This window comes from Kribbella sp. NPDC023855, assembly GCF_040639475.1.
GTDB lineage: Bacteria > Actinomycetota > Actinomycetes > Propionibacteriales > Kribbellaceae > Kribbella.
On the sequence record NZ_JBFAAA010000002.1, the window covers coordinates 901,872 to 921,567 of the forward strand.

18 protein-coding genes are annotated in these 19,696 nt (G+C 67.3%); 9 read left to right on the top strand and 9 right to left on the bottom strand.

Annotation, left to right across the window (positions count from 1 at the left end):
• Nucleotides 1–82: 82 nt before the first annotated feature.
• The 3 genes from AB0F51_RS10085 to gyrB form a co-directional block, all read right to left on the bottom strand.
• The gene (locus AB0F51_RS10085; protein WP_360276882.1) at nt 83–1,075 is read right to left on the bottom strand and encodes a DUF3566 domain-containing protein; all 993 of its coding nucleotides are present in this window, start codon (nt 1,073–1,075) and stop codon (nt 83–85) included.
• Nucleotides 1,075–3,798 (bottom strand): DNA gyrase subunit A, encoded by a 2,724-nt coding sequence (gyrA, locus tag AB0F51_RS10090; protein WP_360276885.1) that lies wholly within the window; start codon nt 3,796–3,798, stop codon nt 1,075–1,077. Before gyrA ends, AB0F51_RS10085 begins: the two co-directional genes overlap by 1 nt.
• A gap of 84 nt (nt 3,799–3,882) precedes the next feature.
• Nucleotides 3,883–5,874, bottom strand: coding sequence for a DNA topoisomerase (ATP-hydrolyzing) subunit B (gyrB, locus tag AB0F51_RS10095; protein ID WP_360277273.1), 1,992 nt, complete (start codon nt 5,872–5,874; stop codon nt 3,883–3,885).
• Nucleotides 5,875–6,248: 374 nt separating this feature from the next.
• On the opposite strand from gyrB, the gene AB0F51_RS10100 reads away from it, so the two are divergent.
• From AB0F51_RS10100 to AB0F51_RS10110, 3 genes are read left to right on the top strand one after another with little or no spacing between them, the layout of a single operon-like run.
• Nucleotides 6,249–6,881, top strand: a complete 633-nt coding sequence (locus tag AB0F51_RS10100; RefSeq protein ID WP_360276887.1) for a hypothetical protein — start codon at nt 6,249–6,251, stop codon at nt 6,879–6,881.
• Nucleotides 6,878–7,474 carry a hypothetical protein gene (locus AB0F51_RS10105; RefSeq protein WP_360276889.1) on the top strand — a complete coding sequence of 199 codons (597 nt, stop codon included), beginning with the start codon at nt 6,878–6,880 and terminating at the stop codon, nt 7,472–7,474. Before AB0F51_RS10100 ends, AB0F51_RS10105 begins: the two co-directional genes overlap by 4 nt.
• Nucleotides 7,471–8,028, top strand: a complete 558-nt coding sequence (locus AB0F51_RS10110) for a hypothetical protein (RefSeq protein ID WP_360276892.1) — start codon at nt 7,471–7,473, stop codon at nt 8,026–8,028. Before AB0F51_RS10105 ends, AB0F51_RS10110 begins: the two co-directional genes overlap by 4 nt.
• Before the next feature lie 53 nt (nt 8,029–8,081).
• Here AB0F51_RS10110 and AB0F51_RS10115 read toward each other — a convergent pair whose 3' ends face one another.
• The 6 genes from AB0F51_RS10115 to dnaA all read right to left on the bottom strand — a co-directional run bounded on the left by AB0F51_RS10115 (nt 8,082) and on the right by dnaA (nt 15,386).
• On the bottom strand, nt 8,082–9,416 hold the full coding sequence (locus AB0F51_RS10115) for a hypothetical protein (protein ID WP_360276895.1): 1,335 nt from the start codon (nt 9,414–9,416) through the stop codon (nt 8,082–8,084).
• Nucleotides 9,417–9,474: 58 nt separating this feature from the next.
• Entirely contained in the window at nt 9,475–10,083 is a 609-nt protein-coding gene (locus AB0F51_RS10120) for a DciA family protein (protein ID WP_360276898.1), read from the bottom strand.
• Nucleotides 10,076–11,212 (bottom strand): DNA replication/repair protein RecF, encoded by a 1,137-nt coding sequence (gene recF, locus AB0F51_RS10125; protein WP_360276901.1) that lies wholly within the window; start codon nt 11,210–11,212, stop codon nt 10,076–10,078. The genes AB0F51_RS10120 and recF overlap by 8 nt, the downstream gene beginning before the upstream one ends.
• Nucleotides 11,213–11,242: 30 nt before the next feature.
• Nucleotides 11,243–12,160: a phosphogluconate dehydrogenase (NAD(+)-dependent, decarboxylating) gene (gnd, locus tag AB0F51_RS10130; RefSeq protein WP_360276903.1), complete on the bottom strand. Its 918-nt coding sequence runs from the start codon at nt 12,158–12,160 to the stop codon at nt 11,243–11,245.
• Nucleotides 12,161–12,187: 27 nt separating this feature from the next.
• Nucleotides 12,188–13,333, bottom strand: coding sequence for a DNA polymerase III subunit beta (gene dnaN / locus AB0F51_RS10135; RefSeq protein WP_360276906.1), 1,146 nt, complete (start codon nt 13,331–13,333; stop codon nt 12,188–12,190).
• A 511-nt stretch (nt 13,334–13,844) separates the two neighbouring features.
• Nucleotides 13,845–15,386 (bottom strand): chromosomal replication initiator protein DnaA, encoded by a 1,542-nt coding sequence (gene dnaA, locus AB0F51_RS10140; protein ID WP_360276908.1) that lies wholly within the window; start codon nt 15,384–15,386, stop codon nt 13,845–13,847.
• A gap of 681 nt (nt 15,387–16,067) precedes the next feature.
• Between dnaA and rpmH the strand changes: the two genes are divergently transcribed.
• The 6 genes from rpmH (at nt 16,068) to rsmG (ending at nt 19,553) form a co-directional block, all read left to right on the top strand.
• Nucleotides 16,068–16,205 (top strand): 50S ribosomal protein L34, encoded by a 138-nt coding sequence (gene rpmH / locus AB0F51_RS10145; protein ID WP_083933330.1) that lies wholly within the window; start codon nt 16,068–16,070, stop codon nt 16,203–16,205.
• 30 nt (nt 16,206–16,235) lie between these two features.
• Nucleotides 16,236–16,691, top strand: coding sequence for a ribonuclease P protein component (gene rnpA / locus AB0F51_RS10150; protein ID WP_360276912.1), 456 nt, complete (start codon nt 16,236–16,238; stop codon nt 16,689–16,691).
• The gene (gene yidD, locus AB0F51_RS10155; RefSeq protein ID WP_360276915.1) at nt 16,688–16,999 is read left to right on the top strand and encodes a membrane protein insertion efficiency factor YidD; all 312 of its coding nucleotides are present in this window, start codon (nt 16,688–16,690) and stop codon (nt 16,997–16,999) included. The genes rnpA and yidD overlap by 4 nt, the downstream gene beginning before the upstream one ends.
• Nucleotides 17,000–17,002: 3 nt before the next feature.
• On the top strand, nt 17,003–18,199 hold the full coding sequence (gene yidC, locus AB0F51_RS10160; protein WP_360277276.1) for a membrane protein insertase YidC: 1,197 nt from the start codon (nt 17,003–17,005) through the stop codon (nt 18,197–18,199).
• 114 nt (nt 18,200–18,313) lie between these two features.
• Nucleotides 18,314–18,826 (top strand): R3H domain-containing nucleic acid-binding protein, encoded by a 513-nt coding sequence (locus AB0F51_RS10165; RefSeq protein ID WP_360277279.1) that lies wholly within the window; start codon nt 18,314–18,316, stop codon nt 18,824–18,826.
• A gap of 52 nt (nt 18,827–18,878) precedes the next feature.
• Entirely contained in the window at nt 18,879–19,553 is a 675-nt protein-coding gene (gene rsmG, locus AB0F51_RS10170) for a 16S rRNA (guanine(527)-N(7))-methyltransferase RsmG (protein ID WP_360276917.1), read from the top strand.
• Nucleotides 19,554–19,696 lie beyond the last annotated feature (143 nt).

Genomic DNA, 19,696 nt, shown 5'->3' on the forward strand with positions numbered 1-19,696 from the left:
AGATTACCGCACTCGGTGCCCGTCTCCCAAACTGGTTCCGATCGGGCCGCGTTACGACCCGATCGAAGCCGGTTCTGCGGCCTCAGTCTTCCGAGGCCAGGGTCACTTCGAGGCCGCCCAGCAGGGTGGCCGCGATGTTGTAGAGGAACGACCCGAGCGTCGCCAGGGCCGTGATGATCAGTACGTCGGCGCAGGCGAGCAGGGTGGTGAATCCCATCACCTTGCCGGTGTTGATGTAGTCCTGGATCTGGAACTGGTTGCCCTCCTGGGTGCCCAGCACCTCCCGGACGGTGTTGTTGATGTTCTCGAAGACGCCGGCCGCGCCGATCGCCGACCAGACGATGAAGACGGCGACCCAGATGACGATGCCGAACGCGATCGAGAGCAGGAACGCGGTCTTCATCACCGACCAGGGGTCGATCCGGGACAGGCGCAGGCGGGCCTTGCGGGTCTGCGGCCGCGACGAGGCCTTCGCGACCGGCTCGGCCGCCGGCTTGAAGTCGGTGTGCTTGACGTCGGCACCCTTGACCTCAGGCTGCTGCTTCAGCTCGGCCCGCTTGTCAGCCTTGGCCGCCTTCGGCTCCGAGCTCTGTGTCGCGGACTCCTTGAGCGCCGTCGCCCGGCCCAGCACGGCCTGCTTGGCCGCGTTGAGCTTGTCCCCGAACGACTCGGTCGGGGTGTGGGTCGGCGTCGCCACCTTGCCGGTCTGCCCGTACGCCGATGCGCCGGGCTGGCCGCCGCTCGACGGCAGCCGCTGCTCCGGGCGCCCCGGAGTACTGGGTGGGGCGGCCGGGTACGAGCTCGAACCGGGTCGGACCGGAGGCTGCTGTGGCGGTCGCGACGGAGTCACCGAGGCGGGCGCCGGCCCGCCTGGGCGAGGCTGGCGCGCATCGCCGGGCCGCTGGCCGTTCGCAGTACCGGGTCTCGGCTGGCCGCTGCCGTTGGAACTGCTACGACCGTTGGAGGCCGGGTTGCCAGGTGGGGTGGACTTGCCCGTCCCGGGGCCGCTCTGCGGCCGTTGGGACTGCGGGCTGTCCGCTCCATCGGGCCAGGTCGGCCTCGCGCGGTTGGTCATCAGGTGCCCTCCTGGCCGGCTTCGTCATCCTCGACCGTAGCCGGGTCCTCAACGTCAGTCGAATGCTGGTCATCAGTGTTGACGTCCGCGGCACCCGATTCGGTTGTCGCGGTGTCCACATCCTGGGCACCGTCGACCTCGCTGCTGTCGATCACCACCCCGTCCAGGGAGCCGGCCTCGTCGACCACCACCCCATCGGTCACCACCGCGTCCGTACCCGCCGCGGCGTCCAGGTCGTCGGCCACGGCCAGATCGGTGTTGCGCGCGATCGCGACCACAGCATCCGATTCCCCGACTCCGGCGAACTTAACCCCCATCGTGTCGCGGCCCTTGACCGGAACACTGTCCACCCGGCTGCGGACGACCTGGCCGCTGTTCTTGATCGCGAGCACCTGATCGGAGTCGACCACGATCAGCGCACCGACCAGCGAGCCGCGCTCGTCGTTCAGCTTGACCGCCTTGATGCCCAGGCCGCCACGTCCCTGCTGCCGGTACTCCGAGACCCGGCTGCGCTTGGCGTAGCCGGCATCCGTCACGGTGAAGACGAACTGCGCGTCCTCCTCCGAGCCGGCCCGGATCACGGCCATCGACAGCAACTCGTCGCCGTCGCGGAACTTCATCCCGGTCACGCCGGAGGTGGCCCGGCCCATCGGGCGGAGCTGCTCGTCGTTCGCGGTGAAGCGGATCGACTGGCCCTTCTTGGAGACCAGCATCAGGTCGTCCTCGGCCGAGGCCAGCTCGGCGCCGATCAGTTCGTCGTCCTCGTCGCGGAAGTTGACCGCGATGATGCCGCTCTGCCGGGCCGAGTCGTAGTCGGCCAGGGCCGTCTTCTTCACCAGGCCGCGCTTGGTCGCCAGCAACAGGTACGGCGCCTGCTGGTAGTCGCGCAGGGTCAGGACCTGGGCGATCTCCTCGTCCGGCTGGAACGACAGCAGGCCGGCCACGTGTGAACCCTTGGCGTCCCGCGCCGACTCCGGCAGCTGCCACACCTTGGCCCGGTAGACCCGGCCCTTGGTGGTGAAGAACAGCATCCAGTGGTGGTTCGTGGTGGCGAAGAAGTGCCCGATCTCGTCCTCGGCCCGCATGGTCGCCCCGCGAACGCCCTTACCGCCACGGTTCTGGGTGCGGTACAGGTCGGTCTTGGTGCGCTTCGCGTAGCCGCCGCGGGTGATCGTGACGACCACTTCCTCGTCCGGCACCAGGTCCTGGACGGACAGGTCGCCGTCGGCCGCGATGATCTCGGTACGCCGCTCGTCGCCGTACCGGTCGACGATCTCGGCCAGCTCGTCGCGGACGATCTGCCGCTGCCGGACCGGGTCGGCCAGGATGTCCTCGAGGTCGGCGATGACGGCCTCGAGCTCGTTCAGCCGGTCGACGATCTTCTGCCGCTCGAGGGCTGCCAGCCGCCGCAGCTGCATGTCCAGGATGGCCTGGGCCTGGATCTCGTCGATCTCCAGCAGCGACATCAGGCCGCCGCGGGCTTCCTCGACGTCCGGGCTGCGGCGGATCAGCGCGATGACCTCGTCCAGCGCGTCGAGCGCCTTCACCAGACCGCGGTAGATGTGCGCCTGCTTCTCGGCCTCACGGAGCCGGTACCGGGTCCGCCGCTGGATGACCTCGATCTGGTGGTCGATCCAGTAGGTGATGAACAGGTCGAGGCTGAGCGTGCGCGGTACGCCGTCGACCAGCGCGAGCATGTTGCAGCCGAAGGTGTCCTGCAGCTGTGTGTGCTTGTAGAGGTTGTTCAGTACGACGCGCGGCTGGGCGTCCCGCTTCAGCACGATGACGAGTCGCTGGCCGGTCCGCGAGGAGGTGTCGTCGCGGATGTCGGCGATCCCGGTCATCTTGCCGGTATTGACCAGCTCGGCGATCTTCTGCGCCAGGTTGTCCGGGTTGACCATGTAAGGCAGCTGGCTGACGACCAGGCTGGTCCGGCCCTTGGCGTCCTCCTCGACGTCCACGACCGCGCGCATCGTGACCGAGCCACGACCGGTGCGGTACGCGTCGTCGATGCCCTTGTAGCCGACGATCAGCGCGCCGTTCGGGAAGTCCGGGCCCTTGATGTTCTCCATGCACGCCGCCAGGACCTCTTCCTGGGTGGCGTCGGGGTGCTCGAGGCACCACTGCGCCGCGGCGGCGACCTCGCGCAGGTTGTGCGGCGGGATCATCGTCGCCATGCCCACCGCGATACCGGCCGAGCCGTTCACCAGCAGGTTCGGGAACCGGCTGGGCAGGATCACCGGCTCCTGCGAGCGGCCGTCGTAGTTGGGGCGGAAGTCGACCGTCTCCTGGTCGATGTCGCGCACCATCTCCATCGCCAGCGGCGCCAGCCGGCACTCGGTGTACCGCATCGCGGCGGCCGGGTCGTTACCCGGCGAACCGAAGTTGCCCTGCCCCTGGATCATCGGCGCGCGCATCACCCACGGCTGCGCCAGCCGGACCAGGGTGTCGTAGATCGCCGAGTCGCCGTGCGGGTGGTACTGACCCATCACGTCACCGACGATGCGCGAGCACTTGGAGAAACCACGGTCGGGCCGGTAGCCACCGTCGTACATCGCGTAGAGGATGCGGCGGTGCACCGGCTTGAGGCCGTCGCGGACCTCGGGCAGCGCCCGGCCGACGATGACGGCCATCGCGTAGTCGAGGTACGACTGCTGCATCTCCGTCTGCAGATCGAGGGGCTCGATCCGGTCGTGTCCCGGAGAAATGGGGGTCTCGGTCATCTGGTGCTCGTCCCGTTCGTTTCAGTCCGTCGGTGAGGTCGGCGCTGCGCGAGGTGGGCCCGGGGCAGAACCCGGGCCCCGCCCTCAGATGTCAAGGAAGCGGACGTCCTTGGCATTGCGCTGGATGAAGTTGCGACGGGCCTCGATGTCGTCGCCCATCAACGTCGCGAAGGTCTCGTCGGCGCGGGCGGCGTCGTCCAGGGTGATCTGCAGCAGCACCCGGTTGGCCGGGTCCATCGTGGTCTCCCACAGCTCCTGCGCGTTCATCTCACCCAGACCCTTGTAGCGCTGGATCGCGTTGTCCTTGGGCAGCTTCTTGCCCGCCTCGACGCCGGCCTGGATCAGGCCGTCCTTCTCCCGCTCGGTGTAGGCGAGCTCGGGCGTCTGGTTGCTCCAGCGGATCTTGTACAGCGGCGGCTGCGCGGCGTACACGTGACCGCGTTCGATCAGCGGGCGCATGAAGCGGAACAGCAGCGTAAGCAGCAGCGTGCGGATGTGCTGGCCGTCGACGTCGGCGTCGGCCATGATCACGATCTTGTGGTACCGCAGCTTCTCCTCGTCGAAGTCCTCGTGGATCCCGGTGCCGAGGGCGGAGATGATCGCCTGGACCTCGTTGTTCTGCAGGACCTTGTCGATCCGGGCCTTCTCGACGTTCAGGATCTTGCCGCGGATCGGCAGGATGGCCTGGAACTTCGGGTCCCGGCCGCCCTTGGCGGAGCCACCGGCCGAGTCACCCTCGACGATGTAGACCTCGCACTCCTCCGGGTTGGTCGACTGGCAGTCGGACAACTTGCCCGGCAGGCCGCCGCCACCCAGCAGGCCCTTGCGGTTGCGGGCCAGGTCGCGCGCCTTGCGGGCGGCGATCCGGGCACTCGCGGCCGCGCTGGCCTTGCGGATGATCTCCCGGCCTTCCTGCGGGTTCTGCTCGAACCAGGCGCCGAGCCGGTCGTTCACGACCCGCTGGACGAAGCCCTTCACCTCGGTGTTGCCGAGCTTGGTCTTCGTCTGGCCCTCGAACTGCGGGTTGCCCAGCTTGACCGAGACGATCGCGGTCAGGCCCTCGCGGACGTCGTCGCCGGTGAGCCTGTCCTCTTTCTTCTTGATCATGCCCTGGTCCTCGCCGAACGAGTTGACCAGTGAGGTGAGCGCGGCCCGGAAGCCTTCTTCGTGCGTGCCGCCCTCGTGGGTGTTGATCGTGTTCGCGAAGGTGTGCACGGACTCCTGGAACGAGCCGCTCCACTGCATCGCGACCTCGAGGCTGAGGCTGTCGTCGCCCTGGGCCGCCTCGAACGCGATCACGTCGCGGTGCACGGTCTCGCGGATGCCGGTCAGGTACTTGACGTAGTCGACCAGGCCGTCGTCGTACTTGAAGGACTGCTCGACCGGCTCGCCGTCGGGGGTGTGGTCCGGGCGCTCGTCGCGGATGACGAGCTCGAGGCCCTTGTTCAGGAAGGCGTACTCCCGGAAGCGGGTGGACAGCGTCTCGTACGAGTACGTCGTGGTCTCGAACACGTCCGCGCTGGGCCAGAAGGTGATCGTGGTGCCATTGGAGTCCGACGTGCCGATCTCGGCCAGGTCCGCGTCCGGGACACCGATCGTGAAGGACTGCTGGTAGGCCTTGCCGTTCTTCCGGACGTCGACCTGGAGCCGGCTGGACAGCGCGTTCACGACGGACACACCCACGCCGTGCAGACCACCGGACACCTTGTACCCGCCGCCGCCGAACTTGCCGCCGGCGTGCAGCACGGTCAGTACGACGGTGACGGCCGGCTTGCCCTCGGACTCGACGATGTCGACCGGGATGCCACGGCCGTTGTCCACGCACCGCACGCCGCCGTCGGGCAGCAGGGTGACGACGATCTTGTCGCAGAACCCGGCCAGCGCCTCGTCGACCGCGTTGTCGACGACCTCGTAGACGAGGTGGTGCAGACCGCGCTCACCGGTGGAACCGATGTACATACCCGGACGTTTCCGGACCGCGTCGAGGCCCTCGAGGACCTGGATGGCGCTGGCGTCGTACTCCTTCTCCACCACACTGGAGGGGATGACGCTGAGCGGTGCCTCTTCTGCTGCGATACCGGTGCTGTCGGCGGACGGGGTTACGTCGATCTCGGTCGGCTCGTCGGTCACCGGCTGTTGTCCTCCTCGGACCCCGCGTGCGCGGGGCATCGATGCACAGTAGAAGCCGCCCCTACTGTGTTCATCAGCGGTGCGGCTTTCTCAACAGCTCCATCTTACCCGTCGACCGAAGCAGAACCTGCCATCAGGCGGCTAGAACTGTGGACAGGGCGTGTTTTCGGACTCCTCGCCATGTCCCCCCACGCGGGGAGGGGGATTGGATAGCGCTCACGGCGCTCAGTGCCTTCTGGCCGGATCGCCCCTGACTGTCTGGGAACCGAGACCTGATCGCGCCGGGACCGCCGCCCCCGGCGCCCCCTAAGATCGCTGCCGTGGAAAGTCTCGACGACGTCATCGATGCCATGATCGCCGACCGGGTGATCCACCGGCACCGCCGGAAGTGGCTGATCGCCATCGGCATCGTCGTCGTGCTCGCGGTGGTCATCTTCTTCACCGGCGGCTGGAAAGAGAAGAAGGGACGGACCGTCGACACGGTGGACGCCCCGGTCACCCTCGAGGCCGGCCGGTTCGAGATCGGCGTCAGCGACGCGAAGATCATCCGCACGCCGAAGACGGAGTACAGCCCGGCCAAGGCCCGGCTCGAGGTCGCCCTGCAACTGAAGAACATCGACGAGGAGGAGCACACCAGCGCCAGGTTCGGCAGCGACATGCTCAGGTGGGTCATCCCGGGCAAGGAGCCGGTCAAACCGAAGTACAACGTGAAGTGCAAGAACACGGACGCCGGCGCGGTCATTGTCTACGGGCTCCCTGCCGAGGCCTGCGTCGTCACCTTCGACACCTCGCCCAACTTCAAGACCGACAAGGTCGAGATCGGCGTACTGAAGGAGAGCTACCGTTCCGCCAGCGGCCTGCTCGGCGCGACGGAGAAGCCGTACTGGCAGGGCGAGGAAGCAGTGGCCGTGGTCCGGGTCCCCACCAAGATCGAGACGGAGACCGAAGAGTGAAGCTCTATCGGCCGGCCACTGTGCTCGTCGGCATCCTGTTCGTCCTGCTCGGCGGCCTCACCCGGCTCGCCGAACCCGACCAGGTGTACGACGACGAGTCGAACCGGGTGGTCGTGAAGGGCACCATCGGCGAGACGCTGGACTACAACGGCTCCTCCTTCACCGTGCACCGGATGAAGTTCGCCCGGGCGTACCTGACCGGCAGCGGGGACGACAAGGCGGTGCCGTCCAGCGGTATCTACGTCGCGCTCGAGTACTCCACCTCCCGCGGTACGGCGGAGGTCCCCAACCCGGGCGCCGAACTGGTCACCGACGAGGGCACGACGTACATCCCGATCGGCGAGACCTGGGGCAGCAAGATCGACTTCGGCGATCCGGGCTTCGCGGTGGACAGCGCGGTGGTCTTCGAGGTCAACCCGGCCGACGTGAAGGGGCTCACCCTGCGGGTCCGCACCAGTCCGTTCTTCAACGTGCTGACCCAGGACGTCGCGGTCGACCTCGGCGTACCGGACGACAAGGTCGCCAAACAGCTCATCGATGCCGCGACGCCGGAGTACCTGCTCCCTCGTGGGGTCAAGCGGGTGGCCGAATGAAGTCCCAGCGTCTGCTCCGGCTGACCGCCCAGGTGTCCCTGCTGGTCGCCCTCGCCTCCACCAGCGCGTTCGTGCTGGTCCGGCCGTACATCACCGACAGCGACAAGGTCTACCGCCAGGGCGCGATCACCGAGGTGGTCGAGCGTGGGCCGGTGATCGTCGACCGGGTGGAGTGGAAGCTGGACTCGCTCGACGTCTACACGCAGTTGGTGGACAAAGAGAAGAAGACGGTCACTTCACTGGATCGGCCGGCCGGCTCGGTGATCGTGCTCGCCAAGTCCACCGTCACCGCACTCGACGGCCTGAAGATGGGTGCCGACGGCTTCACCTGTACGGCGAAGCTGCGCGACGACCGCGGCAACGTGTGGGAGAGCCAGAGCGCCTACGGGCTGGCGTTCGCGATCCGTTGCAGCGACGAGGACTTCCCGTTCGTCCGGAACAAGCCGGGTGTGGTGGCACACATCTTCGTCGTACCGGAGTCGGCCGTGCCGCATCTGGTCGGCATCCAGGTCGAGAACCTGTCGGACTACCGACGGGTCCTGATCACCCGCTGAGGTCCGCCGGCCGGCCCGTTGAGGGTCGGCCGGAAGGTTCGCAGTACCGGCGGTCAGGCCGGAGTGGACTCGGTCTCGGCCTGGTCCTTCGCGGCCGCGGCCTCGGCCCGGCGCTCGGCGCCGACAGAGATGCAGAGGTCGAAAGCCGCCGCCAGCAAGGAGATCCGGAGCGTCTCGAAGATCACGTCGGTCACCAGTGCGGCGATCTCGTGGTTCATCAGGCCCCAGTCGGTGCCGACGCCATGGATGCCGATCGCCCGGACCAGCAGGTTGAAGCCCCACTCGTTGGCCAGCAGCCAGCAGGTGTAGACCATGCACACGACGCCGAGGAAGACCGGCCCGACCCGGACCAGCAGCCGGAACGCGGTCAGCGTCGGATAGAACTTCTCCCGCAATCCACCGAGCAGCAGGTTCGGTGCCTGGTTGGTGAGCGCCACGAGGCGGTTCTTCGGCGCCTCCTCCGTCACGGCCACTCGACTGCCCAGCCGCTTCTCAATCCGCGTCCCGCGGAGTACGCCGCTGCTGGTCAGCACCCGGTGGCCGAAGACCACGGTGGTGATCGCAAGCCAGGTCAGCGGCTCGGCAACACCGAGCTTGAACAGCGGCCAGAGGCTTTCCCAGAAGACGCCCCAGAGGAACTCGATCCCGGCCGGGATCGGGACGTGGATCCCGGCGAAGAAGTCCTTCAGCCCGCTCCACCAGTTGACCGAGACGTACCAGACGTTCCGGTCCTGGATCCAGTTCTTGGCGTCGCCGACGGCGTACGGCGTGACGACGACCGTGATCAGCAGGAAGAACGCCTCGGCCCAGACCTGGGCGAACTTGACCGGCCGGTTCGGCCAGCGATCGTCGATCCCCTCAAGGGCGCGGCGCAGGATCAGCAGGATCAGGATGGCCGGCAGGTAGGACTTCCAGCCGCCGTTGTTCAGCTCGAAGAAGCTGGCCCCTCCGCCGATGCCCCGCTGGACGATGTTGCTGACCGTCAGTTCGTGCACGCGGGCGTCCAGGAAGCCCCAGGCCGACCAGACCGCGACCAGCGGCAGCAGGGTGACGGCCAGCAACTCCATCAGGCCCTGCTGGGTCGGGTCGGAGGTCTCCTCCGCCTTGTTGCTGGCGGCGTCGCGCCAGCGGTACAACGAGGTGGCGCAGGTTCGGATCATGCCGACCGTGGCGGCGATCTGGATCAGTACGCCGGTCGAGAACAACCCGACGCCGAGACTCGAGTGCTGATGCTCGGACAGCCAGATGGCACCGTTGATGGAAGCCCGGAAGCCTACGTACCCGGCGAGGTACCAGGTGATCAGTGGCAGGAGGTTGCGCCACCACAGCCGAAACGTGTCGGCGATGAGGTGGACCATCTCGCGGAAGCCCTCAACGATCGTGCGCATCGCGCCTGATCCTAGAGGACTGCCAGGGTCCCACTGGCCGGTGCCGGTGGCTCACTGTTCAGCCGTAGGTGTCGCGCGGGCCGCGGCCGCCACGGACAGTGCGCGGGCCCTTGCGCCAGCTGGGGGCGTTGGGGCCTTCCACCTTGACCCGGGTGACCGTACCGTCGCCGAGCTCGGCGTTCAGGCGGCGTACCAGGTCTGGTGCGAGCAGCCGGACCTGAGTCGCCCAGGCGGTGGAGTCGGTGCGGACGGTGAGCTCTGTGTCCTGGTAGGTCTCGGGCTGGCAGTGCGAGGCCATCTCCGGGCCGACGATCGACGGCCAGCGGGCCATCACGCCGTGGACCGCGACGTCGACCTCCCAGCCCTGTTCGCGCATCAGCCGGCCGAGGGTGTTGGTCAGCAACTGCGGGTCGCGATCGTCGGCGCGCGCGCTGCTGATCTGGTTTCCGGTCGGGCGACGGCGGCGCGTCTTCTTGACAGGCTGGACCGGACCCGCCCCTTTGAGCCTGCTGGCGAGCGTCTTCGCCAGCTCGAGGCCCCGTTTGTCGTGCTCGGTGGCTTCGACGGGCTCGCTCTCGAAGCCGCTCTCAGAGGAATTCTGGCGTTCTGGCTCACTCCGCGCGGGTTCCGCGCGAGGTGCGGGCTCCGGGCGGAGGTCGTCAGGCACGGCGAACCGTGCCCTCGCCGACGTCGAAACGCACCCCACTCAACTCCGCCGGTACGTCGGCGCCGACCGCCGCGGTGACCAGGACCTGCTCGGCGGGCGCGACCAGCTCGGCCAGCCGGTCCCGGCGACTCGTGTCGAGCTCGGCGAACACGTCGTCCAGAATCAGCACCGGCTCACCCCCGTCCGTCCTGAGCAACTCGTACGACGCCAGTCGCAACGCGAGCGCGAACGACCAGGACTCACCGTGACTCGCATACCCCTTCGCAGGCAAGTCCCCGAGACCCAGTACTACGTCGTCGCGGTGCGGGCCGACCAGCGAGACACCCCGGTCGAGCTCGTCCGGCCGACGCTCGATCACCGCTGCCTTGAGCACCTCGGCCAGTTGCTCGCGGCTCGCCACGCCGGGTTCCAGCCCGACCGACGACTTGTACTCCAGCCGCGCATCTCCTTTGCCTCTGGCAACGGCATCGTAAGAGCCGGAGACCAACGGACGCAGGGATTCCAGCAGCTCGAGTCGCGCTGCGAGCAGCTCTGAGCCGACCCGGACCAGGTGGTCGTCCCACACTTCGAGGGTGCGCAGCTGGGCCTCGCCACCGGACCGATTCTGCCGGCGGGCGATCGACGCGCTCTTCAGCAACGAGTTGCGTTGCTTGAGCACCCGGTCGTAATCCTGCCGGACGCCGGCCAGCCGGGGTGTCCGCAGGGTGAGCAGCTCGTCCAGGAAACGGCGCCGTTCGGACGGATCACCCTTCACCAGGGCGAGGTCTTCGGGCGCAAAAAGCACCGTACGGAGCAATCCGAGCACTTCGCGCGGCCGGGGGACCGGCGAACGGTTCACCCGGGCCCGATTTGCCCTCCCAGGATTGATTTCCAGCTCGACGATCAGGTCTCGCTCGTGGTCGGAACGGATCTCGGTCCGCACGATCGCCCGCGGAGCGCCGGCCCGCACGAGTGGCGCGTCGTTGGCCACCCGGTGCGAACTGAGCGTCGCGGTGTAGTGGATCGCCTCGACCAGATTCGTCTTGCCCTGACCGTTCGGCCCGACAAAAGCGGTCACGCCCGCGGCGAGCTGGACCTCCACCTGCTGGTACGACCGGAAGTCGAGCAGGCCGAGAGCGGTGACAAACACTGATATTCCTCTGCTGGGCGGATCCTGAGGCTAGTGCTTGACCGGGGGCGTCGCGTACGACGGGTCTTCGGCGCCCTTGACCGCGTGGCCACCGAACTGGTTGCGCATCGCGGCGATCGCCTTCATCGCGGGGGAGTCGTCCTGGCGAGACGCGAACCGTGCGAACAGCGACGCGGCGATCGCGGGCACCGGTACTGCGTGGTCGATCGCGGCCTCGACGGTCCAGCGGCCCTCGCCCGAGTCGTCGGCGTACCCGCGGATCTTGTCCAGGTGGGAGTCTTCCTTGAGCGCGTTGACCATCAGGTCGAGCAGCCAGGACCGGATCACCGTGCCCTCGCGCCAGGAGTCGAACGCCTCCGGCACGTTTTCGACGATCTCGGCGGCCTCGAGCAGCTCGAACCCCTCGGCGTACGCCTGCATGATCGCGTACTCGATGCCGTTGTGAACCATCTTCGCGAAGTGACCGGCGCCGACCTTGCCGGCGTGCACGAAGCCGAACTCACCCTCGGGCTTGAGCGCGGTGAAAATGGGCATCAGCGTGCCGATGGTCTCAGCGTCTCCGCCGCACATCAGCGCGTAGCCGTTCTCCAGACCCCAGACGCCACCGGAGACTCCGCAGTCGACGAACTTGATGCCCTTGTGAGACAGCAGTTCGGCCCGGCGGATGTCATCGGTCCAGCGGCTGTTGCCGCCGTCGATCACGATGTCACCCTCGGACAGCAGCTCGGCCAGCTCGGTCAGCACCGGGTCGATGGCCTGTACCGGCACCATCACCCAGACGACCTTCGGCTGACCGTCCGCGGTCAGCTTGCTCACCATGTCGGCGAGATCGGTCGCGTCAGAGATGGCCGCGTTGTGGTCGAAACCGACTACGGTCAGGCCGGCTTTGCGCAACCGCTCGCGCATGTTGCCGCCCATCTTGCCGAGACCGACAAGGCCGAGCTCCATCGTGAATCCCCTTGTTCTGTTGGCTTCTTAGCTGTTCAGGCGAACCGGCATCAGCACGTAGCGGAACTCAGCAATCGGGTCGCCGTCGAAATCCCGCACACCGGTCAGTTCGGCCGGCTTCGTCGCCTGCGTGAAGGCCAGGTGCGCGACCGGAGTACCGATCGCGTTCAGACCGTCCAGCAGGTACGTCGGGTTGAAACCCACGGTAACCGGCTCGCCAACCACGCGCGCCTCGATCGACTCCGACGCCTGGGCTTCGTCGCCGCTACCGGCGTCCAGCGTCACGGTGTCCTCGGAGAACGTCAGCCGGACCGGTGCGTTCCGCTCGGCCACCAGGGCGACTCGCTTGACCGCCTCGACCAGGGTCGCGGTGTCGATCCGGACCCGGGTCGCGATCGCCGCGTCGGTCGGGATGATGCCGCGAACCTTCGGGAACTCGCCGTCGAGCAACCGGGTGGTGGCCCGCCGGTTGCCACCGGAGACCTCGCCCTCGAAACCGACGATGCCGTCACCGCTGCCAGGGGCGGCCAGCGAGACGATGATGTCGGTTCCGGTCATCGCTTTCGCGGTTTCGGAGAGCACCCGGGCCGGGATAAGGGCTGCAGCAGAGGCATCTGGGCTTTGCGGGTTCCATTCGAGCTCGCGGATCGCCAACCGGTACCGGTCGGTGGCGAGCAGCGAGATGGTGGATCCCTCGATCTCGACCCGTACGCCGGTCAGCACCGGGAGCGTGTCCTCGCGACCGGCTGCGGTCACCACTTGAGCGACCGCCTGGGCGAAAACGTCACTGCGAACGGTGCCGCTGGCCGCCGGGAGGTCCGGCAGAGCCGGATATTCCTCTGTGGGAAGCGTTTGGAGCGTGAACCGCGACGTGCCGCAGGTGACTTGCGCCTTCGCGCCGTCCACAGCGATGTCCACGGGCTGGTTCGGAAGGCTCTTGGAGATGTCGGCGACCAGCCGGCCGGAAATCAGGCACTTCCCGGTGTCCGCCACCTGGGCGGGCACGGTGACGCGCACGGAAGTCTCGTAGTCGAAACCGGACAGGGTGATTTCCCCGTCCCCGGCTTCGACAAGAAGGCCGGCAAGGATCGGAACACTCGGACGGCTGGGCAAACTGCGCGCGGCCCAGGCCACCGACTCGGCCAGGACGTCGCGCTCGACGCGGAACTTCACCGCTGGGTGCCTCCTGATTCGGCTGTGTGCCAGGCAGATCCTGCCACGGACAGATGTGATGTGCGCCAACCGGGCTTGACGTGGCGGTTCGGGCGGGTCGCGTCCGCGTCGTCGTGGTGCTGACAGGGACAGCCTGACAGAGGCATTCCGGGGGCCGGCGGGCAGGTGCGAAATCCGAGTTTTCCCCAGGTTGGGCCGCCAGAACCTTTTGTGGACTGGGAACTCCTTAGGGATTCCATAGGGTTGTTCGCACGTGTGGATACTGTGGAAAAGCCGTGAGTTCGCAGGTCAGAGGCGGTTTTGCCCTGAGGACGAGGTGTGGATGAAATCGGGGCAGTCTCTGGACGGCTGGTGATGACGAGATTTCTCCACACAGCCAATCCACAGGCGAGACGAGAGTGTCCACTGGGATACCCCCAGTTATCCACAGGACTGTCCCCAGCCTGTGTGGTTCGTGTGACCGCGTCGTAGCGCTCGGCGTACACGCTCTCTGACCCGGTCACACGACACCTCATTGCTGCTTGGCCTGGTGCTTGATCCGGTTGGTCAGCTCGGTGACCTGGTTGAAGACGGAGCGCCGTTCCGACATCAGCTGCCGGATCTTCCGCTCGGCGTGCATCACGGTGGTGTGGTCCCGGCCGCCGAACTGCTGACCGATCTTCGGCAGGGACAGATCCGTCAGCTCGCGGCACAGGTACATCGCGATCTGCCGGGCGGTCACGAGCACCCGGCTCCGGCTCGAACCACACAGGTCGTCGATCGACAGGCCGAAGTACGAGGCGGTCTGGCCCATGATCATGCTGGCCGTCACCTCGGGCTTGCTGCCTTCGGGGATCAGGTCCTTCAGCACGATCTCGGCCAGGGACAGATCGACCGGCTGGCGGTTCAGGCTGGCGAACGCGGTGACCCGGATCAGCGCGCCCTCGAGCTCACGGATGTTGGTCTGCACCTTGCTGGCGATGAACTCGAGCACCTCGGGCGGCGCGGTCAGCCGCTCGGTGGCGGCCTTCTTGCGCAGGATCGCGATCCGGGTCTCCAGGTCGGGCGGCTGGATGTCCGTGATCAGACCCCACTCGAACCGGTTCCGCAGCCGGTCCTCCAGCGCCTCGAGCCGTTTCGGCGCCCGGTCGGAGCTGATCACGATCTGCTTGTTCGCGTTGTGCAGCGTGTTGAAGGTGTGGAAGAACTCTTCCTGGGTCTGGATCTTGCCTTCCAGGAACTGGATGTCGTCGATCAGCAGCACGTCGACGTCGCGGTACCGGCGCTGGAACTGCGCGGCCTTGTCGTCGCGGATGGCGTTGATGAAGTCGTTGGTGAACTCTTCGCTGGAGACGTACCGAACCCGGGCGCCGGTGTAGAGACTGCGGACGTAGTGCCCGATCGCGTGCAGCAGGTGGGTCTTGCCCAGACCGGAGTCGCCGTAGATCAGCTGCGGGTTGTACGCCTTGCCCGGTGCTTCGGCGACCGCGACGGCCGCGGCGTGCGCGAACCGGTTCGAGCTCCCGATGACGAAGGTCTCGAACGTGTACTTCGGGTTGAGTCGCGCCTCACCCTGCGCCTCGGTGGCCGTCTGGGTCTGCGCCGAACCGTTCGGTGGCGGCGCGACCGACCCGAGCGGCGGCGGAGAGATCTGCGCGACCGGCTGGGGCTGCTGTTGCGGAATATGCGCCGGCTCCTGCAGCCCCTGGTGCATCGGCTGGCCGAACGGCTGAGTCAACGGCTGGTTCGGCGGCTGGTTCAGCGGCGAATGAATCACCGGCGCCTGCTCCCGTACTACGGGCTGCGGCGCGGGGGCCGGCTCGCGAAGCTCGGGATCGAGCGACGGGTCGACCGTGACGGCGATCCGGATGTCCCGGCCGAAGCTCTCGGTGAGGATGCGCTCCAGGTCCGGCCGGAGCCGGGTTTCCAGCTGACCGCGGGTGAAGTCGTCCGGTACGGCGACGATCGCGGTGCTCTCGTGCAGCGTCACCGGCCGGGAATTCGTCAGCCAGGCTCGCTGGTTCGGTGGCAGTCCGGCCAGCACCCTGGTCCAGGCAACGTCCAGATCATTCACTTCCGCCTTGCTTTCCGCACTGGCGGACTGGTCCTCGACCACGCGTTGCTCCCCGAATCCTCTGCTGCGGTGGCCGTGCTCCCGGGCTGGTTCCCGGTGCCGCGCGACCATTCGACCCGGCACCCCGCTCGCGCCGCCGGTCGGCCGCACGAAGCAGTGGCTTTCTCCTCAGCCGGTTTTCCTCATTGTCCACATCGTTGTCCACAGTTGTGAACGAAGCGCGGAGTTACTTGGTTACCGGTCTCGGGGTGTGGGACCTCTGGTGTGAGGGGCTGACGCTAACAAGTCCGCCCACACCGCTTCAAGCCGTCATCCACAGGCTATGGGACGCAATTTGGGGGCAACCTTCGGCGTGTCGGGTGGACGCCGGAGCGTAGTCATGGTTGCGCGACCTGCTGTTAGTCGCCGTCCGTAGCGATGGTGACCAGCCTGTGACGGGGTCTCCGCACCCTCTTCCATCCACAGGCCTGTGGAAAACTATGGGGACGGCTGGTTTGACCTGTCCACAGGCCGCCACGTACCGTGGATCAGTCGGTGTTGAGCCGGCCGTTTCGTGCTGCGCTCGCTACGGGACCGACCTTCCATGAAGGTTTCTCGAGTGGCGTGCAGGACCTGCACCAGGGACAGATCTATCAGTGGATTTGTCGACAAACGTGATCTCGAGTAACCGGAGTCATTCCAGTGAGCAAGCGGACGTTCCAGCCGAACAACCGTCGTCGGCACAAGAAGCACGGCTTCCGTCTTCGGATGCGCACCCGTGCGGGCCGCGCCATCCTCGCAACGCGTCGTGCGAAGGGTCGCCAGCGCCTCGCGGCCTGACGCCGGTGAGCTGGCGACAGTGACCACCTCGTGCTTCCCGCGTCGAACCGGCTCCGCCGGTCCGACGACTTCCGCCGCGCCGTCCGAAGTGGACGGCGGGCTGGTCGGCGTGCCGTGGTGGTCCACCATCTGTTGCCGGGGCCCGGCTCTTCGGCCGAGCCCGCTCGCGTCGGATTCGTGGTGAACAAGGCGGTGGGCAATGCGGTTCTGCGGAACCGCGTCCACCGCCGTCTGCGTGCCGTGATGGCGGCGCAGCTCCCCGGCCTGCCGGCCGGCAGCCTGACAGTGGTTCGGGCTCTGCCGCCGTCGGGCTCTTCGTCGTACGAGGAACTGGCGGCCGATGTGCAGGGCGCGCTGCAGCGGGTGCTGACCGCACCTGTGAAGCCTGCGTCTGCGCCTTTGGAGTCATCGCCTCAGCAGGCTGCACCTCAGCAGGCTGCACCTCAGCAGACTGCACCTCAGGCTGCGCCGAAGGACGGGCGATGAAGATCGCGCCCGTGAAGTACGGGATCATCGGATTTCTGAAGCTGTACCGGAAGTTCGTCAGCCCGATGTACGGACAGGTGTGCCGGTTCTACCCCAGTTGTTCTGCTTACGCCCTGGAAGCGGTCGAACGCCACGGCGCGGTGCGCGGTAGCTGGCTTGCGGCGAAGAGACTCGCCCACTGCCACCCGTGGAACCCCGGCGGCTACGACCCCGTTCCACCCACAGATGTCGACCAGCGCGGAGATGCCGTCTCCGCCAACCAGCCCGGGCCGTCAGCCGACGCCGGGCCTGTGCAGCGAGGTGCTTGAGTGATTGATCTGGCCATCCCCCAGCTCGCCTTGTGGGACGGGATCGTAGACGTTTTCAACGCCGTCATGACGCCGCTGTACTGGGCGGTCTCGGCGCTGCTGGTGGGATGGCACTGGTTGCTGTCGCAGGTCTTCGACAAGGACAGCGGCTGGGCCTGGGCGCTCTCGATCGCCGGCCTGACCATCGTCATCCGGACGCTGCTGATCCCGCTGTTCGTGCGGCAGATCCGCTCCAGCCGGAACATGCAGCTGCTGCAGCCGAAGATGAAGGAGCTGCAGAAGAAGTACGGCCACGACCGGGAGAAGCTCGGTCAGGAAATGATGAAGCTGTACAAGGAGACGGGCACCAACCCGTTCTCCTCGTGCCTGCCGCTGCTGCTGCAGTCGCCGATCTTCCTGGCGCTGTTCCGCGTCCTCGACTACGCGTCGAAGGGCAAGACGCACAGCTCGATCATGGACCCGTACGTCCAGTCCCTGCAGCACGCCAAGATCTTCGGTGCGGAGATCTCACAGACCTTCCTCAAGGCCAACGGCTCCGGCTCCGGCAACGTCAAGGTCGTCGCCGTCGTGCTGATCATCCTGATGACCGCCACGATGTTCATCACGCAGCTGCAGCTGATGCGCAAGAACATGCCGAAGGAGGCCCTCGAGGGCCAGGCGGCGCAGATGCAGAAGATCATGCTCTACGTCTTCCCGGTGTTCTTCCTGATCGGTGGCTTCAACTTCCCGATCGGTGTGCTCATCTACTGGTTCGTCTCGAACGTGTGGACGATGGGCCAGCAGTTCTACGTGATCCGCCGCAACCCGGCCCCCGGTACTCCGGCCTTCGACGCGCTGGAGGCCCGCAAGCGCGAGCACAACCTGCGCGCCGGCAAGCCCGCCGACGAGGGTCTGGGTGGCGCCGAGGAGGGTTCGGTCGCGACCGACCGGCGCCCGGCGAACAGGCAGCAGCCGAAGCGTCAGTCCCGGAGTACGCGGAAGACCGCGGCGGCCGAACCGTCGACGGTGCAGGACGCCCCGAAGGTTCAGGACAGCCCGAAGGCGTCGAGCAACGGCCAGCAGCCGGCCAAGAAGACTCCGGCCAAGCAGACCTCGGGCGGCGCGAAGCGACAGCCGGCCGCGAAGTCGCGCGCCGCTCGCCAGGCCGCCCAGAAGAAAGCCGCGCAGAAGAAGCCCGGCGGTGGCTCCGGCCGCTCCTGACGCACCCCGTCGGAACGGCCGGTTGACCCGGCACCCCGTTTTTCTCTGCTGTGTACCACCTGGGTCCCCGTGGGGCGGATCTCGAACTGTGAAGGAGTGGCCGTGAGCGACGGCATGCAGGACACCGAGGCGCCGGAGAAGTCCGCGCCGGCCGACCATGCGGGCGACCGCCTGAAGGCACTGGAGGCCGAGAGCGACATCGCGGCCGACTACCTGGAAGAGCTGCTGGACATCGCCGATCTCGACGGCGACATCGATATGGACATCGACGGCGACCGGGCGGCGGTGTCGATCGTCGGCGCCGACCTGAGCAACCTGGTCGGTGAGAACGGCAAGGTGCTCGAGGCGCTGCAGGAGCTGACCCGGCTGGCTGTCTACCGGGAGACCGGTGAGCGGTCGCGGCTTATGCTGGACGTCTCGAACTACCGGGCGAACCGAAAGGCCGAGCTGGAAGAGGTCGGCCGGAAGGCGATCGAGGAAGTGAAGGCTTCGGGTGAGGCCGTGAAGCTGCCGCCGATGACGCCGTTCGAGCGCAAGGTCGTGCACGACGTCGTCGCCGCGGCGGGCCTGACCAGCGAGTCCGAAGGCGAGGAGCCGCGTCGCCGGGTCGTCGTCCAGCCCGCGTGATCGCCGTGTCCTGCTCGTGACGGACCACGTTTCACGTGAAACACCGCCGCTCGTGGAGGAGCTCTTTCCGCGAGCGGCGGAGCGGCTTGCGGAGTTCGCGGAGCTGCTCGCCACCGAAGGAACACTGCGCGGACTGATCGGTCCGCGCGAGGTGCCGCGGCTGTGGGACCGGCACCTGCTGAACTGCGCGGTCCTGGAGCGCTTGATCCCGGAGGAGTCCACCGTCGCCGACATCGGCACCGGTGCGGGCCTGCCGGGGATCGTGCTCGCCCTCGTTCGCCCCGACCTCCAGGTGTCGCTCGTCGAGCCGTTGCTCCGGCGTACCACCTTCCTGCAGGAGGCGGTGGACCAACTCGGCTGCAGCAACGCCGAGGTGGTTCGCGCCCGTGCCGAAGACTTGATCCCCGGCCACAAGTCCGGTGCGGAAGGCGCCGCGCGTGGCAAGGCGCCGTACGACGTGGTCGCGTCGCGCGCGGTGGCACCCCTCGGCAAGCTGGCCGGCTGGTGCCTGCCACTGACGTACGAGGGTGGCCTGATGCTGGCGATGAAGGGAGCCTCCGCGGAGGAGGAACTCGCTGCGTCGGAAGCCGAACTCGAGGCTCTTGGCGCCGAGGAATGGCATGTGCACCAACTCGGTGTCGATGAACTGGCCCAGCCGACGACAGTCGTGAGTATTGTGGCCGGACGTGCTGCGCGGGGATCCCAGCACAGGAGACGCGGGAGGTGATCGGGTTCGTGAGTCGTGCCCTCGGATGGCCTGAGAAAAGTACTGGTGAACCTAGAACTTCACAAGGAATCGGCTGGCCGGCAGACCCCCCCGCCGCCACCGTCCAAGTAACCAAAAACCCACCCCCCGCCCCCACCCCGGCC